Origin of the sequence: Knoellia koreensis (assembly GCF_013041615.1) — a bacterium.
Classification (GTDB): Bacteria; Actinomycetota; Actinomycetes; order Actinomycetales; family Dermatophilaceae; genus Pedococcus; species Pedococcus koreensis.
Genome location: NZ_JABEPQ010000001.1, coordinates 287249 through 307722, shown reverse-complemented (window position 1 = coordinate 307722; position 20474 = coordinate 287249). Strand labels below are relative to the sequence as shown.

Annotated in this window: 14 protein-coding genes and 3 rRNA genes; 1 reads left to right on the top strand and 16 read right to left on the bottom strand. The window is 67.1% G+C overall.

Annotation, left to right across the window (positions count from 1 at the left end):
* Positions 1 to 7: 7 nt before the first annotated feature.
* The 13 genes from HJG52_RS01585 to tyrS all read right to left on the bottom strand — a co-directional run bounded on the left by HJG52_RS01585 (position 8) and on the right by tyrS (position 16118).
* A complete protein-coding gene (locus tag HJG52_RS01585; protein WP_171241824.1) occupies positions 8 to 943 on the bottom strand; it encodes a copper transporter in 936 nt (311 codons plus the stop codon).
* Entirely contained in the window at positions 940 to 2124 is a 1185-nt protein-coding gene (steA, locus tag HJG52_RS01580) for a putative cytokinetic ring protein SteA (protein ID WP_171241823.1), read from the bottom strand. Before steA ends, HJG52_RS01585 begins: the two co-directional genes overlap by 4 nt.
* A gap of 40 nt (positions 2125 to 2164) precedes the next feature.
* Entirely contained in the window at positions 2165 to 3889 is a 1725-nt protein-coding gene (recN, locus tag HJG52_RS01575; protein ID WP_171241822.1) for a DNA repair protein RecN, read from the bottom strand.
* Between the two features lie 12 nt (positions 3890 to 3901).
* Entirely contained in the window at positions 3902 to 4870 is a 969-nt protein-coding gene (locus HJG52_RS01570) for an NAD kinase (protein WP_171241821.1), read from the bottom strand.
* 7 nt (positions 4871 to 4877) lie between these two features.
* On the bottom strand, positions 4878 to 5684 hold the full coding sequence (locus HJG52_RS01565) for an SAM-dependent methyltransferase (protein ID WP_171241820.1): 807 nt from the start codon (positions 5682 to 5684) through the stop codon (positions 4878 to 4880).
* Positions 5681 to 6055 carry a hypothetical protein gene (locus HJG52_RS01560; protein ID WP_171241819.1) on the bottom strand — a complete coding sequence of 125 codons (375 nt, stop codon included), beginning with the start codon at positions 6053 to 6055 and terminating at the stop codon, positions 5681 to 5683. The genes HJG52_RS01565 and HJG52_RS01560 overlap by 4 nt, the downstream gene beginning before the upstream one ends.
* Positions 6052 to 6771 carry a hypothetical protein gene (locus tag HJG52_RS01555; RefSeq protein WP_171241818.1) on the bottom strand — a complete coding sequence of 240 codons (720 nt, stop codon included), beginning with the start codon at positions 6769 to 6771 and terminating at the stop codon, positions 6052 to 6054. The genes HJG52_RS01560 and HJG52_RS01555 overlap by 4 nt, the downstream gene beginning before the upstream one ends.
* A 42-nt stretch (positions 6772 to 6813) precedes the next feature.
* Positions 6814 to 7827, bottom strand: a complete 1014-nt coding sequence (locus tag HJG52_RS01550) for an HAD-IIA family hydrolase (RefSeq protein WP_346767512.1) — start codon at positions 7825 to 7827, stop codon at positions 6814 to 6816.
* 1 nt (position 7828) lies between these two features.
* Positions 7829 to 8509 carry a tetratricopeptide repeat protein gene (locus tag HJG52_RS01545; protein WP_346767511.1) on the bottom strand — a complete coding sequence of 227 codons (681 nt, stop codon included), beginning with the start codon at positions 8507 to 8509 and terminating at the stop codon, positions 7829 to 7831.
* Positions 8510 to 8925: 416 nt separating this feature from the next.
* Positions 8926 to 9042, bottom strand: a 5S ribosomal RNA gene (gene rrf / locus HJG52_RS01540).
* Positions 9043 to 9114: 72 nt separating this feature from the next.
* Positions 9115 to 12230 (bottom strand): 23S ribosomal RNA (locus HJG52_RS01535).
* Positions 12231 to 12581: 351 nt separating this feature from the next.
* A 16S ribosomal RNA gene (locus HJG52_RS01530) occupies positions 12582 to 14105 on the bottom strand.
* The 16S, 23S and 5S rRNA genes sit together here, the layout of an rRNA operon.
* 729 nt (positions 14106 to 14834) lie before the next feature.
* Entirely contained in the window at positions 14835 to 16118 is a 1284-nt protein-coding gene (tyrS, locus tag HJG52_RS01525) for a tyrosine--tRNA ligase (protein WP_171241816.1), read from the bottom strand.
* A gap of 145 nt (positions 16119 to 16263) precedes the next feature.
* Between tyrS and HJG52_RS01520 the strand changes: the two genes are divergently transcribed.
* The gene (locus tag HJG52_RS01520) at positions 16264 to 17196 is read left to right on the top strand and encodes a phosphotransferase (RefSeq protein ID WP_171241815.1); all 933 of its coding nucleotides are present in this window, start codon (positions 16264 to 16266) and stop codon (positions 17194 to 17196) included.
* Here HJG52_RS01520 and HJG52_RS01515 read toward each other — a convergent pair.
* The 3 genes from HJG52_RS01515 to HJG52_RS01505 are packed head-to-tail and all read right to left on the bottom strand — an operon-like array spanning position 17183 to position 20465.
* Complete coding sequence (locus HJG52_RS01515) at positions 17183 to 17833, bottom strand: DNA-3-methyladenine glycosylase (protein WP_171241814.1); 651 nt, start codon at positions 17831 to 17833, stop codon at positions 17183 to 17185. The two genes, HJG52_RS01520 and HJG52_RS01515, sit on opposite strands and share 14 nt — an antisense overlap.
* Positions 17797 to 18549, bottom strand: a complete 753-nt coding sequence (locus HJG52_RS01510) for a succinate dehydrogenase/fumarate reductase iron-sulfur subunit (RefSeq protein WP_171241813.1) — start codon at positions 18547 to 18549, stop codon at positions 17797 to 17799. Before HJG52_RS01510 ends, HJG52_RS01515 begins: the two co-directional genes overlap by 37 nt.
* Positions 18546 to 20465 carry a fumarate reductase/succinate dehydrogenase flavoprotein subunit gene (locus HJG52_RS01505; RefSeq protein ID WP_171241812.1) on the bottom strand — a complete coding sequence of 640 codons (1920 nt, stop codon included), beginning with the start codon at positions 20463 to 20465 and terminating at the stop codon, positions 18546 to 18548. The genes HJG52_RS01510 and HJG52_RS01505 overlap by 4 nt, the downstream gene beginning before the upstream one ends.
* Positions 20466 to 20474 lie beyond the last annotated feature (9 nt).

Sequence of the window (20474 nt, the reverse complement as noted above, 5' to 3'; positions counted from 1 at the left end):
CGGCGGCCTACTTGGTGGCCAGCTGCGGGAAGGCAGCGGTGGCGTCGGCGGCCAGGCCGTACTGGCCGGACTTGCCGGCCTCCTGCTCGAGCAGGCCGAACACGACGCTGGCCTGTCCCATGGGCAGGTCGACGTCGTCGACGGTGGTGAGGTTCTTGCTCAGCTCGTCGTCGGCGCGCGCCGTGGTGACGACCGAGGTCGTACCGGTCGCGACGGGCCCACTGTCGGCCACGAGCACCGCGCCGGCACCGCCCTGGTCCAGCGCGCCGGCCAAGGTGCTGAGCGCCTCGGCCTGGGTCGTGCGGGTCTGCTGGTTCGCCCCGGTGACGGGTCCGGCCACGACGACCGCCACCGTCGAGGGGATGACGCCGTCGGAGAACTTGATGAGGTCGCCGGTACGCATCGCTCCGAGGGCGGCCTCGGCGCCGTTGCCGGTGGCGCCGGCCTTGGCGAGGATCGAGCGGGCCAGCACCTGGCCCAGGACGTCGGCACCGCCCTGGTCGACCGGGACGCCCACCTGCCCGGCGAGCTGCTGGCCGAGGGTGGACCGGTAGGTCGCCTGGTCGGGGTCGATCCACTTCTCCTGCACCGTGATCGTCGACCCGATCTTGGCCCCGGCCAGGGTGAGCGCGTCGGTGGTGGCCTTCACCGCGTCCTGGTCCGCCCCGGGCAGGACGACGATCGCCGTGGTGGTCTCGGCCAGGCGGCCCGGCAGCAACGTGCGGTTGCTGGCGGCCGTGAACTCGTCGCGGGCGGTCGCGGCCTTGTCGGCCTGGTCCAGCTGTGTGCGCAGCGCTGCCTTGTCGGTGCGCAGGTTCTTCACCTCCGACGTCAGGGTGTTGCCCAGGTCCTCCTTGAGGGGACCCGCACCGAGCACGATCCCCACGGCGAGTGCCAGGAAGATCGAGACGATGGAGACGAGGTGGTAGCGGAAGTCGATCACGTGACAATTCCTACGACGAAGGACCACAGGTCATCCCAGCGGGCCCCGAGCACCTGGAGGAAGGCTCGGCCACCGGTGGTCGACCACAGCGCGGCGAAGAGCGCGCTGAGCCCGACCAGCAACATGAAGATCAGGGTGAGGTTGGAGATACGGGAGCGGTAGAGCCGGCTCACGCCCTTGGCGTCGACCAGCTTGCCGCCGACCCGCAGCCGCGTGAGGAAGGTGCTGGCCATGCCGCTGCGGCCCTTGTCGAGGAACTCGACCAGGGTGGCGTGGGTGCCGACGGCGACGATGAGCGTCGCGCCCTTGTCGTCGGCGAGCAGCATGGCGACGTCCTCGCTCGTGCCGGTCGCCGGGAAGACGACGGGTTCGACCCCCAGCCGCCGGACCCGCTCCAGACCGGGTGCGTTGCCGTCGCGGTAGGCGTGCACGACGATCTCGGCGCCCGAGCGCAGGGCCGCGTCAGAGACCGAGTCCATGTCGCCCACGATGAGGTCGGGACGCAGGCCCTCCTCGATGAGCGCGTCCGCTCCACCGTCGACGCCGATGAGCACCGGTCGGTACTCGCGGATGTAGCTGCGCAGGGTCTTGAGGTCCTCCTTGTAGTGGTAGCCCCGCACCACGATCAGGGCGTGCCGGCCCTCGAGCTGGGTCCTGATGTCCGGGACGCCGACCCCGTCGAGCAGCAGCTCCCGCTCCCGGCGGAGGAACTCCATCGTGTTGGCGGCGAACGCCTCGAGCTGCACGGCGAGCCCGGCGCGAGCTTCCTCCATCGAGGAGTGCACCAGCTCGGTGTCGAAGGCCTGCCCCTTGGCGACGACCTCGTCACCGAGCCAGACCTCGTCACCCTCGATTCGCACCTGCTGGCCCTCGTGCAGGTCGTGCATGACGTCACGTCCGACGTTGTCGATCAACGGGATACCCGCCTCGACGAGGATCTCCGGACCCAGGTTGGGGTAGCGGCCGCTGATCGACGGTGAGGCGTTGACGACGGCGGCCGGCCGGCAGGCGAGCAGCGCCTCGGCGCTCACCTTGTCGATGTCCTGGTGGTCGATCACCGCGATCTCACCGGGGCGCAGCCGCTTGGTGAGGTTCTTGGTGCGAGCGTCGACGCGGACGATCCCACGCACTCCCGGGGTCTCGGGGTCGCGGGCACGCTGACGTGGGATCTTCAGGGGCATTGGCACCCATCTTCCCACGAGCCCGGTGGGGCCCCGTGCATCACCGCGCGGGGTGACCGGCGGCGCGTCGCTTCGAGGTCTGTCCGACGAGCTCGCGGGCGTGTTCGAGCGCGGTGTCGGTGTCTGCGCCGGCCATCATCCGGGCCAGCTCGCGCAGGCGGTCCTCCCCTTCGACGGCCCGCACCCCGCTGCTCGTGATGTGGCCGTCGTCGGCCTTGTGCACGACGTGGTGGCGGTCGGCGTATGCCGCGACCTGCGGCAGGTGGGTGACCACGACCACCTGGGCGTGTTGCGCGAGCGCGGCCAGCCGCGCCCCCACGTCGAGCGCGGCGGAACCACCCACCCCGGCGTCCACTTCGTCGAACACGAAGGTCGGCACGTCGGCTCCCCCAGCCGCGCCCGTGACCACCTCGAGCGCCAGCATGACCCGCGACAGCTCACCACCGGATGCCGCCTTGGCCACCGTGCGCGCCGGGCTGCCCGGGTTGGCCGCGAGCAGGATCTCCACGTCGTCGCCACCGTGCCGCGCCAGACCCGTGGTGCGTGCGGTGACGGCCACCTCTACCCGGGCCTTCCCCATCGCGAGGTGGGCCAGCTCGGTGGTGACCTGGTCGGCGAGGTCCGCGGCTGCCGCGGTGCGAGCCGTGGTCAGCGCGCCGGCCAGCCGTTGGCGTTCTGCCTCGAGGTGTTCGACCTCGGCCGTGAGCTCCTCGATCCGCTCGTCGGACCCGAGCAGCGTCTCCAGCCGGGCCGCCGCGGTGCGTCCCCAGTCGAGGACGTCGTCGATGGTGTCGCCGTACTTGCGGCACAACGCAGCAAGGTCGGCGCGGCGCTGCTGCACGTGGGCGAGACGAGCCGGGTCGACCTCGACATCGCCGACGTAGCTGCTGAGGTCGGCCGCGAGGTCCGACACGAGGTAGCCCACCTCGGCCATCCGCCGCTCGAGCTCGCGCAGCGCCGGGTCGTGGTCGACCTCCGACGCCAGCGCCTGCCGCGCGGCGGCGATGGCGCCCATGACGTCGGGAGCCGGCTCCGCGGCATACTCCTCATCGCCGGCGAGGTGCACGAGAGCGGCGGCCGACGCGGCGCGCAGGCCCTCGGCGTGGCTGAGGCGTTCGTCCTCGACGCGCAGGTCGGCATCCTCACCCGGCTGGGGGTCGAGCTGCTCGAGCTGGTCGAGCCCGTGCTGGAGCACCTCGATCTCGCGTGCCCGCTCGCGGGCCTGCTCGGTCAGGTCGGTGAGCTCGCGGGACGCGGCCTCGTGACGGTCGAAGACGTCGACGTATGCCGCGAGCGCCTCACCCACCGGGTCGCCGGCGAACTGGTCGAGCACCACCCGGTGCTGGTCGCCACGCCGCAACCGCCACTGGTCGGCCTGCCCGTGGACGGCCACCAGGTGCTCGCCGATCTCGCCCAGCACCCCCACCGGGGCGGTGCGTCCGCCGACGTGTGCGCGGGACCGGCCCTCGGCGCTCACCGAGCGCACCAGCACCAGCCCGTCGGCCACATCGGCTCCGGCCTCGGCGGCGCGCTGCGCGGCGAGGTGCTCGGCAGGGACCGCCACCACACCCTCCACCACCGCCGACTTGGCGCCCTCGCGCACGAGGCTCGCGTCGCCGCGGGCGCCGAGGAGCAGGCCGAGACCGGTCACGACCATGGTCTTTCCGGCACCGGTCTCACCGGTGACGACGTTGAGCCCGGGGTGCAGGTCGAGCACGGCGTCGTCGATGACGCCGAGCCGGCTGATCCGCAGTTCCTGGAGCACGAGGTCAGCCTCTCACGCGCGGCCGACGGGCCGTCCTTCGCGACGCGCCTGCCCGCGCCAGCCGTGGATGTTGAGGTCGAACTTCGCGACCAGCCGGTCGGTGAAGGGGCTGGTGCTCAGCCGGGCGAGCCGCACGGGCGTGCCGGAGCGGACCACCTCGATCCGGGCCCCCGGCGGCAGGTCGACGGCGCGCCGCCCGTCGCACCACAAGGCCCCGCTGCCGAGGGTGTCGGGCACCACTTCGAGGGCGAGGTGCGAGTTCGGCCCGACCACCAGCGGGCGGGCGAAGAGCGCGTGGGCGCTGATGGGCACCATGAGCAGCGCCTCGACGTCCGGCCACACGACGGGGCCACCGGCGGAGAACGCGTAGGCCGTGGAGCCGGTCGGCGTCGCGACCACGACACCGTCGCAGCCCCACGTGGTGAGCGGGCGGCCGTCGATCTCGGCGACCACCTCGATCATCCGTTCCCGGTTGGCCTTCTCGACCGTGACCTCGTTGAGCGCCCAGCTCCGGTAGACCGGGTCGCCGTTGACGTGGGCGGTGACCTCGAGGGTCATCCGCTCCTCCACGGTGTAGCTGCGGTTCACGATGTGCTCGACGGTGGCGGAGATGTCCTCGCGCTCGGCCTCGGCGAGGAAGCCGACGTGCCCGAGGTTGACCCCGAGGAGCGGGGCGTCGCTGCCGCGGGACACCTCGGCACCGCGCAGGATGGTGCCGTCGCCGCCCAGCACGCAGACGAGCTCGCACCCGGCGGCCGGGTGGTCGGCGTCGGCGATGGCGACGCCGGGACGGCCCTCCAGCCCGAGCGCCTGCGCCTCGTCGAGCGCCATGACGACCTCGATGCCGGCGTCGCGGAGCTGGTCGACCACGTCGATCGCGACGTGCGCGGCCTCCGGTCGCCGCGGGTGCGCGACGAGCAGGACCCGGCGGTGCTCGGCTGGGCTCACGGGACTCCCTTGGATGCTCGTGGTGGTGCTCATGAGGCGGTCACGGGGCGGTCACCTCGTCGGCTGCCCTCACCAGAGCCTCCCATCCCATCGCGCCGGTGGCACGGGGGGTCAGCCACAAGAGGTACTCCGCGTTGCCCTCGGTGCCCACGACGGGGCTGGCGACCAGGCCGTGCGGGTGCAAGTCTGCCGCGATGGCCGCCCGCGCCACCTCGGTCACCGCCCATGCGCGGTCGCCCTGGTCGCGCACGATGCCGTTCTTGCCCAAGCGGGTCCGGCCGACCTCGAACTGCGGCTTGACCAGCACCACCAGATCCGCATCGTCGGTGACCAGGTCACGGAAGGTGCCGAGCACCAGCGTCAGCGAGATGAAGCTGAGGTCGGCCACCAGCAGCTCCACCCGGCCGCCGAGCTCCTCAGGTGTCAGGCCACGCACGGTGGTGCCGGACCGCTCCGTCACCCGCGGGTCCTGCGCCACCTCGGGCACGAGCTGGTCGTGGCCGACGTCGAGGGCGGTGACGTGGGTGGCACCCTCGTGCAGCAGCACCTGGGTGAAACCTCCCGTGGACGCGCCAACGTCGAGCGCGCGGCGCCCGCGGACGCTGAGCCCCCGGGGGCCGAACGCCTCGAGCGCCCCCACCAGCTTGTATGCCGCGCGGCTCACCCAGCGCGGCCCCTCCTCGCGCACGTGGACAGCCTGGGCGGCTGTGGTCGGCGCGGACGGCTTGGTCGCAGTGGCACCGTCGACGCTGACGTCACCGGCCTCGACGAGGCTGCGGGCATGGCCGCGCGACCGCGCCAGGCCGCGACGAACCAGCTCGACGTCGAGCCGTGACGTCTCGCTCACTCGCCGCCGAGGTCGGACAGGCGCGCCTGCAGGGTCCGGTGGACCTGCTGACCCGCCGCGATCTGGGCGTCGAGGTCGTCCGCCGGCGCCGACTGCAGGTCACGCAGCGCTGAGTCGATGACGATGTCACCGGTCTCCGGTGCCGGCTCGCGCTGCGGGTCCGGGGTGGTTCCGGTTTCCGCATCGAACCCGCTCTCCCGCTGCGGCTCGTCCTCGGACGCCTGGTCGGCCACGCGATCCCGCTCGCCCTGCGGCATACCGGTCTTCCCAGCCACCACGTCGGCACCATCCGCCTGCTGCGACTCGTCCTCGGACGCCCGGTCCGCCACGGAGTCGTGCTCGGCCTGCTGTTCGGGGTACTGCTCGGTCACTGGCTCGCCTTCTTTGCCGCGGTCTTCCGTGTCGTGCTCTTGGCCTTGCTCTTCTTGGCTGCAGCGTTCTTCGCCGCGCTCTTCTTCGCCGTGCTCTTCTTCGCAGTGGCCTTCTTGGCCGCGCTGTTGCGCGTACCCACAGCCGACTTCTTTGCCGCAGTCTTCCTGGCCGCGGCCTTGCCTGACGTGCTCTTCTTCGCCGTGGCCTTCTTCGCAGTGGCCTTCGTGGTCGCCCGGGTGCGCGGCGGCGCCGTCGTGCCTCCTGCGGTAGCCCCGTTGCCCGTCGCAGCCTGCTCCGTCAGTGGCATCCGCGTGGTCACCGCGCCCGAGGTGGGACGCGGGCGTCCCGCCCGGGCGGCGTTCGACACGGCGGCGGCGCCGGTCGCGAGCACCGTGGCCCTCAGGTCGGCCACCTCCTGCGCCACAGCGGCAACGGCAGTGCGGGCCGCCTCGAGGTCGGCCACGCGGGCCACGTCCGCGCGAGCGATGGCCGTCTCCACCTCGCTCTGCACCAGCGCAACGAGGCTGTCCCGGTTGCTGCGGGCCGCCTCGAGCAGCTGGTCGGCCAGCGCCGAGGCCTGCACCGCCCGTCGGGTGACCTCGTCGGCCCCCGGCAGCGACAGGATTCCCTGCGCCGCCTCCATGGCCCGGGCCCGGGTCATCTCACCGAGCCCACTCGCGAGCTGCAGGTAGCTGCGTACCGACTCGAACGCCATCACGACCTCCTTGGGGGCGCTGGTCGCCCGTCCCGCACCACGCTACTGCCACACGTCGAGCTGGCGCGCGAGAGCGCGAGCCTGCTCCTGGGTCAGCTCACCGTGGTCGACCCCCTCGTGCAGGCAGGCCAGACCGGCTCGCGCCGCCTCGATCGGTGCGCCCGCGGCTGCGACGTCCCACCGGCCGTCGACCACTCGTCGCCGGTCCCCACCGCACGTCCACCAGGTGAAGTCGGTCTCCACCCCGACGTACGCCTCCCCCAGCGCCCGCAGGTCCTCCACGACGAACGTCGGCCGCATCGACACCGGCGCAACAGCCGTCGAGGTGACGGAGTCGACCCCGGTCAGCACGAGCACCGAGTCCATGCCGGTGGTGACGGCACCGGCGATGTCCGTGTCGAGGCGGTCACCGACGGCGAGGACCTCGCGGGCCGGTAGTCCCAGTCGGTCGGCGCACATGCGGTAGAGCGGCGCCTCCGGCTTGCCGGCCACGATCGGGTCGCGGGTGACGGCCATGCGCACGGCCGCGACCAGGCTCCCGTTGCCGGGGGCGGTCCCACGGTGTGTGGGGAGGGTGCGGTCGGTGTTGGTCGCTACCCAGACCGCTCCGGCCGTGATGGCGTATGCCGCCTCGGCCAGGTCCGAGGCCGTCACCGTAGTGCCGTACCCCTGGAGGACGCCCCCCACCCGGGCCGTCGGGTCGTCACGTGTGTCATCGGCCGACAGGACACGAAACCCGCTGTGCTGCAACGCCTCTCGGACACCGGGCCCGCCGACGCCGAGCACGGTCGCGCCGGACGGCAGGTGCTTCGCGAGCTCACCGGCCCCGGCCTGTGAGCTCGTCACGACGTCGTTGCCGGTGACGGACAGGCCAAGGTCGGTGAGGTGTGCCGCGACCTCTTGCGGAGGGCGCGAGGCGTTGTTCGTCGCGTAGACGACCCGGGCCTGGACCGAGGAGAGTGCCGCCACCGCGTGGTCCACGGCCGTTGGACCGCGGTAGACCACGCCGTCCAGGTCGCACACCACACCGGCATACGCGTCGACGAGTGCGCTCACCTCAGTCTTCGTCCTCACCTTCGAGGATGTCGGTGAGCACCACGCCGTCGAGCTCGGCGAGCCGGTCGGCGGCGTCGGTCTCAAGGTCCTCGTCGGCGGCGACCGCCCTGGCGAACCAGTCCCGCGCCTCGTCGCGACGGCCCAGGGCCAACAGGGCCTCCGCATAGGCGTAGGAGAGCCGGGCCGACCACGGCTTGCGCGAGGAACCACCCAGTTGGGGGATCTCCAGGCTCTGCAGCGACGCGTCGAGCTGGCCCAGGTCCCTACGGATGCCCGAAATGACGATGGCGAGCTCGACCCGCTCCTCGGTCGTGAGGGTCTTGGCCTCCGGCGAGGTCGCCAGCTCCAGCGCACGCTCGGGACGGCCGAGGCCGCGCTCGGCGTCGACCATCAGGGGCAGCAGGTGCGACGAGCCGCTCAGCCTGCGCACGGTCCGGAACTCGCTGAGCGCCCGGGCCCAGTCACCCTTGCGGTAGGCCACCATCCCCAACGCCTCCCGCGCAGCCGGCACCCGCCCGGCGCGGCGGACCGCGGTCTCGGCATGCGCCTCCGCTCCCTGCAGGTCCTCCGCCTCGAGGAGAGCGGCGACCATCACGAGGTGCTGGGCGACGCCTTCGGCGTTCTCCTTGCTGAGGGTGCGCAGCTGCTGGTGGACCGACCGGTCGAGCTCCTTGCCGGTCACTCCCTCGGCGATGCGGGGCTCGGGCAGCTTCGGCTTCTTCGGAGCCAGGCGCGGTCCCCCGCGTCGTTCGCTGTTGTCGAAGGTGCCGGGTCCGCGATCACGGTCCCGGTCACCCCGCGGCGCGCCACCGGCCCGTGCACCGGGCCACTCCCCGCGACCACCCGAACCGCGTGCACTCCCCCCGGCGCGGCCACGGCCTGCCCCCTGACCACCGCCCTGGCCGCCTCGGCCACCGCTGCTGGGTCGACGCGGACCCGAACCTCCCTGACCGCCTCGACCTCTGGACTGGTTCTCGGGCACGAAACACTCCTTGCTGCGCTGTGGTGACCCGGGCAGTCTACGGACCTTCCCGGGCCCCGCCATGGTGGGGACAAAGCAAAAGGGCCATCCCGATGGGATGGCCCTTTTGAAAGTATGTCCGGCTGCGTCCTACTCTCCCACACCGTCACCAGTGCAGTACCATCGGCGCTGAGGGGCTTAGCTTCCGGGTTCGGAATGGAGCCGGGCGTTTCCCCCTCGCTATGACAGCCGAAACTCTATGGAGATTTCAATCGGGTTCCCGACCGTATCTCGGGAACCACACAGTGGACGCGTAGCATCTTTGTGATGTCAAGTTATCGGCTTATTAGTACCAGTCAGCTACATGCATTACTGCACTTCCACGTCTGGCCTATCAACCCAGTAGTCTAGCTGGGAGCCTCTCGGGCCGAAGCCCATGGAAACCTCATCTTGAAGCGTGCTTCCCGCTTAGATGCTTTCAGCGGTTATCACTTCCGAACGTAGCTAATCAGCCGTGCTCTTGGCAGAACAACTGACACACCAGAGGTTCGTCCATCCCGGTCCTCTCGTACTAGGGATAGCCCTTCTCAAGTTTCCTACGCGCACAGCGGATAGGGACCGAACTGTCTCACGACGTTCTAAACCCAGCTCGCGTACCGCTTTAATGGGCGAACAGCCCAACCCTTGGGACCTACTCCAGCCCCAGGATGCGACGAGCCGACATCGAGGTGCCAAACCATGCCGTCGATATGGACTCTTGGGCAAGATCAGCCTGTTATCCCCGGGGTACCTTTTATCCGTTGAGCGACGGCGCTTCCACAAGCCACCGCCGGATCACTAGTCCCGACTTTCGTCCCTGCTCGACATGCCTGTCTCACAGTCAAGCTCCCTTGTGCACTTACACTCAAAACCTGATTGCCAACCAGGCTGAGGGAACCTTTGGGCGCCTCCGTTACCTTTTAGGAGGCAACCGCCCCAGTTAAACTACCCACCAGGCACTGTCCCTGATCCGGATCACGGACCGAGGTTAGATATCCAGAACGACCAGAGTGGTATTTCAACGTTGACTCCACCGACACTGGCGTGCCGGCTTCAAAGTCTCCCACCTATCCTACACAAGCCGTACCGAACACCAATACCAAGCTGTAGTAAAGGTCCCGGGGTCTTTCCGTCCTGCTGCGCGTAACGAGCATCTTTACTCGTAGTGCAATTTCGCCGAGTTCGTGGTTGAGACAGTGGAGAAGTCGTTACGCCATTCGTGCAGGTCGGAACTTACCCGACAAGGAATTTCGCTACCTTAGGATGGTTATAGTTACCACCGCCGTTTACTGGGGCTTAAATTCTGAGCTTCGACCCCGAAGGATCTAACCCGTCCTCTTAACCTTCCAGCACCGGGCAGGCGTCAGTCCGTATACATCGTCTTGCGACTTCGCACGGACCTGTGTTTTTAGTAAACAGTCGCTTCTCCCTGGTCTCTGCGGCCGTTCAGGCTAGGGAGCAAGTCCCTTCACCCTCTGGGCCCCCCTTCTCCCGAAGTTACGGGGGTATTTTGCCGAATTCCTTAACCACGATTCACTCGATCGCCTTGGTATTCTCTACCTAACCACCTGAGTCGGTTTGGGGTACGGGCGGCTAGAACCTCGCTAGAAGATTTTCTTGGCAGCATAGGATCACCCTGCTTCCCGCATTCGCGGTCACTATCAGGTCTCAGGATATGTGTGAGGCGGATTTGCCTACCTCACTCCCTACACCCTTGGACGTGGACAACCATCGCCACGCGGAGGCTACCTTCCTGCGTCTCTCCATTGCTTGACTACTACTAGATCGGGTCGCGCGCTCCACTCATGTCAGTCCGAAGACGTCTACGAGCTTCAGGCGCTTAGCATCACTAGGTTCGTCATGGGCGGTTCTTCGCCGGTTCCGGAATATCAACCGGATGTCCATCGACTACGCCTGTCGGCCTCGCCTTAGGTCCCGACTTACCCAGGGCAGATTAGCTTGACCCTGGAACCCTTGGTTATTCGGCGGACGGGTTTCTCGCCCGTCATTCGCTACTCATGCCTGCATTCTCACTCGTGTGGCCTCCACGGCTGGATCACTCCGCCGCTTCCCTGGCCACACGACGCTCCCCTACCCATCAACACGCTTGGACCGTGGATCCGCAGATGTCACGGCCGGGCAATGTGTCAATGCCACAGCTTCGGTGGTGTGCTTGAGCCCCGCTACATTGTCGGCGCGGAATCACTTGACCAGTGAGCTATTACGCACTCTTTAAAGGGTGGCTGCTTCTAAGCCAACCTCCTGGTTGTCAATGCAACTCCACATCCTTTCCCACTTAGCACACGCTTAGGGACCTTAGCTGGTGGTCTGGGCTGTTTCCCTCTCGACTACGGAGCTTATCCCCCGCAGTCTCACTGCCACGCTCTCACTTACCGGCATTCGGAGTTTGGCTAACGTCAGTAACCTGGTGAGGCCCATCGGCTATCCAGTAGCTCTACCTCCGGTAAGAAACACGTGACGCTGCACCTAAATGCATTTCGGGGAGAACCAGCTATCACGGAGTTTGATTGGCCTTTCACCCCTACCCACAGCTCATCCCCTCAGTTTTCAACCTAAGTGGGTTCGGTCCTCCACGACGTCTTACCGTCGCTTCAACCTGGCCATGGGTAGATCACTCCGCTTCGGGTCTAGACCCAGCGACTAAATCGCCCTATTCGGACTCGCTTTCGCTACGGCTTCCCCACACGGGTTAACCTCGCCACTGAGCACTAACTCGCAGGCTCATTCTTCAAAAGGCACGCCGTCACCCCACAAGGAGGCTCCGACGGATTGTAGGCACACGGTTTCAGGATCTATTTCACTCCCCTCCCGGGGTACTTTTCACCTTTCCCTCACGGTACTTGTCCGCTATCGGTCACCAGGGAATATTTAGGCTTAGCGGGTGGTCCCGCCAGATTCACACGGGATTTCTCGGGCCCCGTGCTACTTGGGATGGTTCTCTGGAGTTCGCGCCATTTCGTCTACGGGGGTAGCACCCTCTGTGCCGGGCCTTTCAATGCCCTTCGACTATGACGCGAATTTTTGACTCCATGTTGGTCTGTCAGAACCAACTGAGAAGTCCCACGACCCCTTACCTGCAACGCCTGACAGCTATCACACAGATAAGGTTTAGCCTCTTCCGCTTTCGCTCGCCACTACTCACGGAATCGCGGTTGCTTTCTCTTCCTGTGGGTACTGAGATGTTTCACTTCCCCACGTTCCCTCTACTCACCCTATGTGTTCAGATGAGAGTGACTGGACTTGCCTCCAGCCGGGTTTCCCCATTCGGAAATCCTCGGATCACAGTCTGGTTATCGACTCCCCGAGGCTTATCGCAGATTCCTACGTCCTTCTTCGGTTCCTGGTGCCAAGGCATCCACCGTGTGCCCTTATAAACTTGAGCCACAAAGATGCTCGCGTCCACTGTGTAGTTCTCAAAATACGGGCGGCCCTCCACTCGTGCCGGCGCCTGCCGCTCGTGCTGTTCAACAACACAGCGCGGTGGTTCATCCGGAGTGAAAGTCCTGGGCCGTTTCGCACGGCCTGAAGATCGAGCTTTCGCCCGAGCCTTCAGGACCCAACAACGTGTCAGGCGCCGGCCCCAGGTCCGCTGCGTTCCACTGTCCGAGGACTTGTACTTGCGAGCGGGCTGGTGTCAGCGCCAAATAATCGATGTTCCACCCTTGAGCACCTGCTGAGTGACATTCGCACTCAGACCAGGCTCTGGATCGCTTGCGCGACCAGTGCTCCTTAGAAAGGAGGTGATCCAGCCGCACCTTCCGGTACGGCTACCTTGTTACGACTTAGTCCCAATCGCCAGTCCCACCTTCGACGGCTCCCTCTCAAAGAGTTGGGCCACCGGCTTCGGGTGTTACCGACTTTCGTGACTTGACGGGCGGTGTGTACAAGGCCCGGGAACGTATTCACCGCAGCGTTGCTGATCTGCGATTACTAGCGACTCCGACTTCATGGGGTCGAGTTGCAGACCCCAATCCGAACTGAGACCGGTTTTTTGGGATTCGCTCCACCTCGCGGTTTCGCAGCCCTTTGTACCGGCCATTGTAGCATGCGTGAAGCCCAAGACATAAGGGGCATGATGATTTGACGTCATCCCCACCTTCCTCCGAGTTGACCCCGGCAGTCTCCTATGAGTCCCCACCATTACGTGCTGGCAACATAGAACGAGGGTTGCGCTCGTTGCGGGACTTAACCCAACATCTCACGACACGAGCTGACGACAACCATGCACCACCTGTATACCGACCTTGCGGGGCACCTATCTCTAGGTGTTTCCGGTATATGTCAAGCCTTGGTAAGGTTCTTCGCGTTGCATCGAATTAATCCGCATGCTCCGCCGCTTGTGCGGGCCCCCGTCAATTCCTTTGAGTTTTAGCCTTGCGGCCGTACTCCCCAGGCGGGGAACTTAATGCGTTAGCTGCGGCACGGATCTCGTGGAATGAGACCCACACCTAGTTCCCAACGTTTACGGCATGGACTACCAGGGTATCTAATCCTGTTCGCTCCCCATGCTTTCGCTTCTCAGCGTCAGTAGTGGCCCAGAGACCTGCCTTCGCCATCGGTGTTCCTCCTGATATCTGCGCATTTCACCGCTACACCAGGAATTCCAGTCTCCCCTACCACACTCTAGTCTGCCCGTACCCACTGCAAGTCCGGGGTTGAGCCCCGGATTTTCACAGCAGACGCGACAAACCGCCTACAAGCTCTTTACGCCCAATAATTCCGGACAACGCTCGCACCCTACGTATTACCGCGGCTGCTGGCACGTAGTTAGCCGGTGCTTCTTCTGCAGGTACCGTCACTTTCGCTTCTTCCCTGCTGAAAGAGGTTTACAACCCGAAGGCCGTCATCCCTCACGCGGCGTCGCTGCATCAGGCTTTCGCCCATTGTGCAATATTCCCCACTGCTGCCTCCCGTAGGAGTCTGGGCCGTGTCTCAGTCCCAGTGTGGCCGGTCGCCCTCTCAGGCCGGCTACCCGTCGTCGCCTTGGTGAGCCGTTACCTCACCAACAAGCTGATAGGCCGCGAGTCCATCCCAGACCGAAAAACTTTCCAAGTAGTAGCCATGCAGCTCTACTTCGTATCCGGTATTAGCTCCGGTTTCCCGGGGTTATTCCAGAGTCTGGGGCAGGTTACTCACGTGTTACTCACCCGTTCGCCACTGATCACTCAAGAGCAAGCTCTCGAGGTCACCGTTCGACTTGCATGTGTTAAGCACGCCGCCAGCGTTCGTCCTGAGCCAGGATCAAACTCTCCATTGATGTTCAGCTCGTGACCAGTGGCCACGAAACCGTTTACCCGTGAAGGGTTGTTTCACTGACTGAGTCTCGAACAACTAGCAATTGCTAGATGATCGTTGTCAATCAAAGGATTTTCGTTCGAAATGACTGCCTCCCCGACCTTGTGGTCGGCGAGCCGTTCACCTCGAGACGAGGTTATTGGCATCGATTTTTGACACGCTGTTGAGTTCTCAAGGTTCGGACGCGCACCATCTGCTGACCTTTCGGTCGGCGTCTGGTGCAACCCTTCTAACTTACTCGCTTCGCTCTTGGGCGTCAAATCCTGCCGCTTCCTGTCGGAAGCGCTGGTTTGCCGCGCTTGGCTCTCTGCGAGGTGTCCCACTGTAGCACCGGTTCGGACCGGCCCTGACCACCCTGTCGGGCGTCGTGCGGGCCCTGGGCGAACCCGGGGCGCTGTGGCGGGACATCCACTCTAGCATCGATCCAATACTTCGTCGACCCCCGTGAGGGTGGTCTGCGTCACATCGGTGTGTTCTCGATGATCGAGGGGAGCCAACCTCCGGGACCGGCCTGCTTCGCACTGGGTGACCCCTGTGCGGTGGTGTCCGTTCCTCCCTGTCGGGCTGACGTCGAGAACATTAGACGGACGTCGCCGGGAAACACAAATCCGCTGGTCAGCGGCCTGCGGGGCCACATCCCAGCGGATCGGTGCGGCGACCACGAGACGGTCGCCAACCGCGCAAGCGGTGCTCACGGCATACCGTCGCCCGTCCCTCCCCCACGTCGGGCCGCAGCCAGGGACTTGCGCCCACGCCGCAGGAGCGCGACCTTCCCGTGCAGGAAGTCCCCGTCGACCAGCCCCTGCTCGGGGTCGGTGAGCTTGACGTTGTTGAGCGACGCCCCGCCCTCGCCGATCGCCCGCCGGGCCGCGTTGCGGGACTCCACCAGACCCACCGCCACGAGGGCGTCGGTGACCGACGTCCCGACGGTGACCTCACCGCCCGGCAGCTCGGCGGTCGCGTCGAGCAGCGTCCGTTCGTCGAGTCCCGCCACGTCGCCCTTGCCGAACAGCGCCTCCGAGGCCGCCTGCACGGCCGCGGTCGCCTCGGCCCCGTGGACGAGGGTCGTCACGTCCGCGGCGAGTGCCTTCTGCGCTTCGCGCAGGAACGGCTTGTCCGCAAGTGAGGTCTCGAGCGCAGCAATCTCCTCCTGCGACCGGTCGGTGAAGACCTTGAGGAGGGTCATCACCGAGGCATCCTCGACGTTGATCCAGTACTGGTAGAAGGCGTACGGGCTCGTCATCTCGGGCGACAGCCAGATGGCGTTGCCCGCGGACTTGCCGAACTTCTCCCCCGAGCTGTCGGTCAGCAGCGGTGTCGTCAGCAGGTGCACCGACTCCCCCTCGACCCGGTGGATGAGGTCCGATCCGGCGGTGAGGTTGCCCCACTGGTCGTTGCCGCCGGTCTGCAGCGTGCAGCCGTACTGCCGGAACAGCTCGAGGTAGTCCAGGCCCTGGAGCAGCTGGTAGCTGAACTCGGTGTAGGAGATGCCCTCGTCGGAGTTGAGGCGCGCCGCGATCGCGTCCTTCTTGACCATCTGGTTGACGCGGAAGTGCTTGCCGACGTCGCGCAGGAAGTCCAGCGCGGACAGGCCCTGCGTCCAGTCGAGGTTGTCGACGAAGACCGCCGGGTTGTCGCCGTCCGTCGCGAGGAACGGCTCGACCTGGCGGCGGATGTTCGCCACCCACTCGGCCGTCTGCTCCTTGGTCTTGAGCACCCGTTCCGCCGTCGGTCGTGGGTCGCCGATGAGCCCGGTCGAGCCGCCCACGAGGGCGATGACCCGGTGCCCGGCGCGCTGGAGGTGACGCAGCACGACGAGCTGCACGAGGTTGCCGAAGTGCAGTGACGGGGCCGTCGGGTCGAACCCGCAATAGGCCGTGATCGGTCCGTCGTCGAGTGCCCTGCGCAGCGCGGACTCGTCGGTGGTCTGCGCCACCAGTCCCCGCCACTGCAGCTCGTCGAGAACGTTGCTCACGGTCGTGGTGCTCCTTCGTCGTGGGTATGCCGCGTGGTCGCGGCACGTGCACAGCCTGCCCTATCGCCGTGGTCGAGTGAGCGAGCGTTCACGTGGCGACGACAATTCGGTGGACAGGGCGACCAGCGGTCGATGGGATGCCATGGTGAGCGGACGCATCCATGACGACGAGGCCGACACGTCGCGGGACGTCGTTCGCGCGCTGCTGGCCGAGCAGTGCCCGCAGTGGGCAGACCTCCTGCCGCGCCAGCTCCTGACGACGGGCAGCGACAACGCGGTCTGGCGGATCGACCCTCCCGGCGCAGCGCCACTGCTGGTGCGGCTTCCTCGGACGGACTCGGCCGCGCGAAGCCTGGCCACGGAGCTGCGCCTCCTTCCAGCAGTGGCCGGCCAGCTTCCCGTCGCGGTGCCGGGCGTGGTGCATGCCGGCACGCCGAGCCGGCACTTCCCGCACGAGTGGGCGGTGCTGACCTGGCTCGACGGCGAGGATGCGTGGACGAGGCGCGCCGACCTGGTCGACTCGCACGGGGACGAGCTGGCCCACGACCTGGCGAGCCTGTCCCGGGCGCTCGCCACGGTGACCGGCGTCGACGTCCCGAGCCGCGTGCCCGGCATGCGCGGGGGTCCCCTCCTGCCGCTGTTGGACGACCTCGAGGACTGGCTCACCGACGACCGGTGGGACGCCCCCGCGCTCCTGGACGTGGCGGCCGTACGCCGCTCCGCTGCCGAGTCGGCGGAGGCCGCGGGGGACGAGGTCGTGCCCGACCGGTTCGTCCACGGTGACCTGATCCCGGGCAACGTGCTCGTCGGTCATGGGCGGCTGACCGCCGTGATCGACTGGGGCGGTGCCGGGATCGGCGATGCCGCCCTCGACCTCGTGCCCGCGTGGGCGATCCTCTCGCCCCGGGCCCGCCAGGTGTTCCGGGAGGCGACGGGCGCCACGGACGCGGCGTGGCTGCGAGGTCGCGCGTTCGCCCTGCAACAGGCGGTCGGCGGGGTGCTCTACTACACGCCGAAGGGGCACGAGCTCGGCGCGGTCATGCGCCGCAGCCTCGACTGGGTCCTCAGCGATCGCTGACGGGGCGCCCCGGGCGGAAGGCGCTCACGGTGGGTTCGTCCTCGAGCCAGAACCGCCAGGGGTATGCCGTGGCGTCGCCGCCGGCACCGCTCACCCCCACGCGCGGGCCTGTGCGGATCCTGGTGGCCGCCACGTGTCGGGTCGGGGCATGGAACGGGGCCTCGCTGGCCGCCGCGCACACGTCAGCGCCGGTCCAGTCCCCTGTCAGCGCAAGGGTTTTCGTCAGACGAGCGGGACCGCGCGCCCAGTCACGCTCACGAATCCCGTTGCGGCGCAAGGCAACCACGTCGTGGCCCCGGACGACCTCCCCAGCGCGCAGCAGCACGGCGCTCGCCTCACCATCGGGTCCGGTCACGACGTTCGCGCACCAGTGCATGCCATAGCTGAAGTAGACGTACAGGTGACCGGCCGGTCCGAACATCACCGTCGTCCGCGGGGTCGGGCCACGAAAGGCGTGTGACCCCGGGTCGACCTCGCCGGCATACGCCTCGACCTCGGTGAGCCGCACCGTGACTCCGCCCCGCGTGATCGTCGCCCCCAACAGTGCAGGGGCGACGTCCAGCACGTCCTCCGCGAAGAAGTCACGCCCCAGGCGTTCTCCTAGGTGGAACGACGACGGATCTTGTTGCCCAGCCACACGATCGGATCGTAGTAGCGGTCGGCCACACGCTCCTTCAGGGGGATCAGCGCGTTGTCGGTGATCTTGATGTGCTCGGGACAGACCTCGGTGCAGCACTTGGTGATGTTGCACCAGCCGATGCCGTGCTCGGTGCGTGCCGCTTCACGCCGGTCGGCGGCGTCGAGCGGGTGCATGTCGAGCTCGGTGATGCGCATGAGGAAACGCGGACCGGCGAAGTGCTGCTTGTTGTCCTCGTGGTCGCGCACAACGTGGCACACGTCCTGGCACAGGAAGCACTCGATGCACTTGCGGAACTCCTGGCTGCGCTCGACGTCCCACTGCGACATCCGGTAGTCGCCGGGCGCAACCCCCTCGGGTGGGGCGAAGGCCGGGATCTCCCGCGACTTCTCGTAGTTGAAGCTGACGTCCGTCACGAGGTCCTTCTCGACCGGGAACGTGCGCAGTGGCGTCACCGTGATCGTCTCGTCCTCGGTGAAGGTGCTCATCCGCGTCATGCACAGCAGCCTCGGCTTGCCGTTGATCTCCGCCGAGCAGGACCCGCACTTGCCCGCCTTGCAGTTCCAGCGGACAGCGAGGTCCGGCGCCTGGGTGGCCTGGAGGCGGTGGATGATGTCGAGGACGACCTCCCCCTCGTTCACCTCGACCCGGTAGTCGACGAGGCCGCCGCTCTGGTCGTCACCGCGCCACACGCGGAAGCTGCCTTGATAGCTCATGACTCGTCTCCTGCGCGTCGTTGGAGCTCTTCCTCGGTGAGGTACTTGGCCAGCTCGCTGCGCTCGAACAGGTCGAGCAGGTCCTGGCGGATCTCCGGCACGGGCTGTCGCTTGAGCTCCACCCTGCCGTCGCCGTCCAACGTCTCGACGAGGTTGACCTTGCGCCACTGCGGGTCCATCGCGGGATGGTCCTCGCGGGTGTGCCCACCGCGGGACTCGGTGCGCTCCAGCGCCGCCAGGGCGACGCAGCGGCATACGAGGAGCATGTTGCGCAGGTCCATCGCGAGGTGCCACCCGGGGTTGAAGTGCCGGTTTCCTTGCACCACGACACGTTTCGCCCGCTCGTCCAGCTCGTCCAGGACGGTGAGCGCCTCGCGTACCTCGGCCTCACGGCGGATGATGCCCACGAGGTCGTTCATCTGGTCCTGCAGCGCGTGGTGCAGGTCGTAGGGGTTCTCCGGGTGCTCGCGCTCCTCGAAGAGGCCGAGGGACCACTCGACCGCGCGCTGGACGTCGCCATCGTTGACGGCCGGACGTGAGTTGCCAAGCCCCGCAACGTATTCCACGGCACCTGTGCCCGCGCGGCGACCGAAGACGAGGAGGTCGGACAGGCTGTTGCCGCCGAGTCGGTTGGAGCCGTGCATGCCACCGGCCACCTCGCCCGCGGCGAAGAGCCCGGGGACGCTGGTCGCGGCCGTGTCGGGGTCGACCTCGATGCCACCCATGACGTAGTGACAGGTTGGGCCGACCTCCATCGGCTCAGCGGTGATGTCGACGTCGGCGAGCTCCTTGAACTGGTGGTGCATCGACGGCAGTCGCCGGATGATCTCGTCGGCCGGCAACCGGCTGGAGACGTCGAGGAAGACGCCGCCGTGGGGTGAGCCACGCCCCTCCTTCACCTCGTTGTTGATCGCGCGCGCGACCTCGTCACGGGGCAGCAGCTCCGGCGGCCGCTTGTTGTTCTCCGGGTCCTTGTACCAGCGGTCCGCCTCCTCCTCGGTGTCGGCGTACTGCGACCGGAAGACATCGGGCACGTAGTCGAACATGAAGCGCTTGCCCTCGGAGTTGCGCAGCACTCCCCCGTCACCGCGCACCGACTCGGTCACGAGGATCCCCTTGACCGACGGCGGCCACACCATGCCGGTCGGGTGGAACTGGATGAACTCCATGTTGATGAGCGCCGCCCCCGAACGCAGCGCCAGGGCGGCACCGTCACCGGTGTACTCCCACGAGTTGCTGGTGACCTTGAAGGCCTTGCCGATGCCACCGGTGGCCAGGACCACCGCCGGGGCCCGGTAGACGCGGAACTTCCCGTACTCGCGGTCGTAGGCGAGGGCTCCGGCGATGCGTCCCGCGTCGTCCTTGAGCAGGTCGGTCACCGTCGTCTCGGCGAAGACCTCGAGCTTGGTGAAGTAGTCGCCGGTCTCGCGCTTGTCCTCCTGCTGGAGGCTGACGACCTTCTGCTGGAGGGTCCTGATCAGCTCGAGGCCGGTGCGGTCACCGACGTGCGCGAGGCGGGGGTACTCGTGACCACCGAAGTTGCGCTGGCTGATCTTCCCCTCGTCGGTGCGGTCGAAGAGCGCCCCGTAGGTCTCCAGCTCCCAGACCCGCTGCGGCGCCTCCTTGGCGTGCAGCTCGGCCATCCGCGGGTTGTTGAGGAACTTGCCGCCGCGCATGGTGTCGCGGAAGTGGACCTCCCAGTTGTCCTTGGGGTTGGCGTTGCCCATCGAGGCGGCGATACCACCCTCGGCCATGACGGTGTGGGCCTTACCGAAGAGGCTCTTGCAGATCACGCCGGTCTTCAGGCCCTGCTCGCGTGCCTCGATCGCGGCCCGCAGGCCGGCCCCGCCGGCACCGATGACGAGGACGTCGAAGTCGTGGGTCTCGAGCTCGGTCGGCTCCGTCGACTCGGTCACTGGCTCAGG

Coding starts and splice junctions, on each gene's coding strand:
- HJG52_RS01510 (WP_171241813.1), bottom strand. CDS start 18,549: ATGAGCTATCAAGGCAGCTTCCGCGTGTGGCGCGGTGACGACCAGAGC.
- steA (WP_171241823.1), bottom strand. CDS start 2,124: ATGCCCCTGAAGATCCCACGTCAGCGTGCCCGCGACCCCGAGACCCCG.
- HJG52_RS01555 (WP_171241818.1), bottom strand. CDS start 6,771: ATGGCGTTCGAGTCGGTACGCAGCTACCTGCAGCTCGCGAGTGGGCTC.
- HJG52_RS01570 (WP_171241821.1), bottom strand. CDS start 4,870: ATGAGCACCACCACGAGCATCCAAGGGAGTCCCGTGAGCCCAGCCGAG.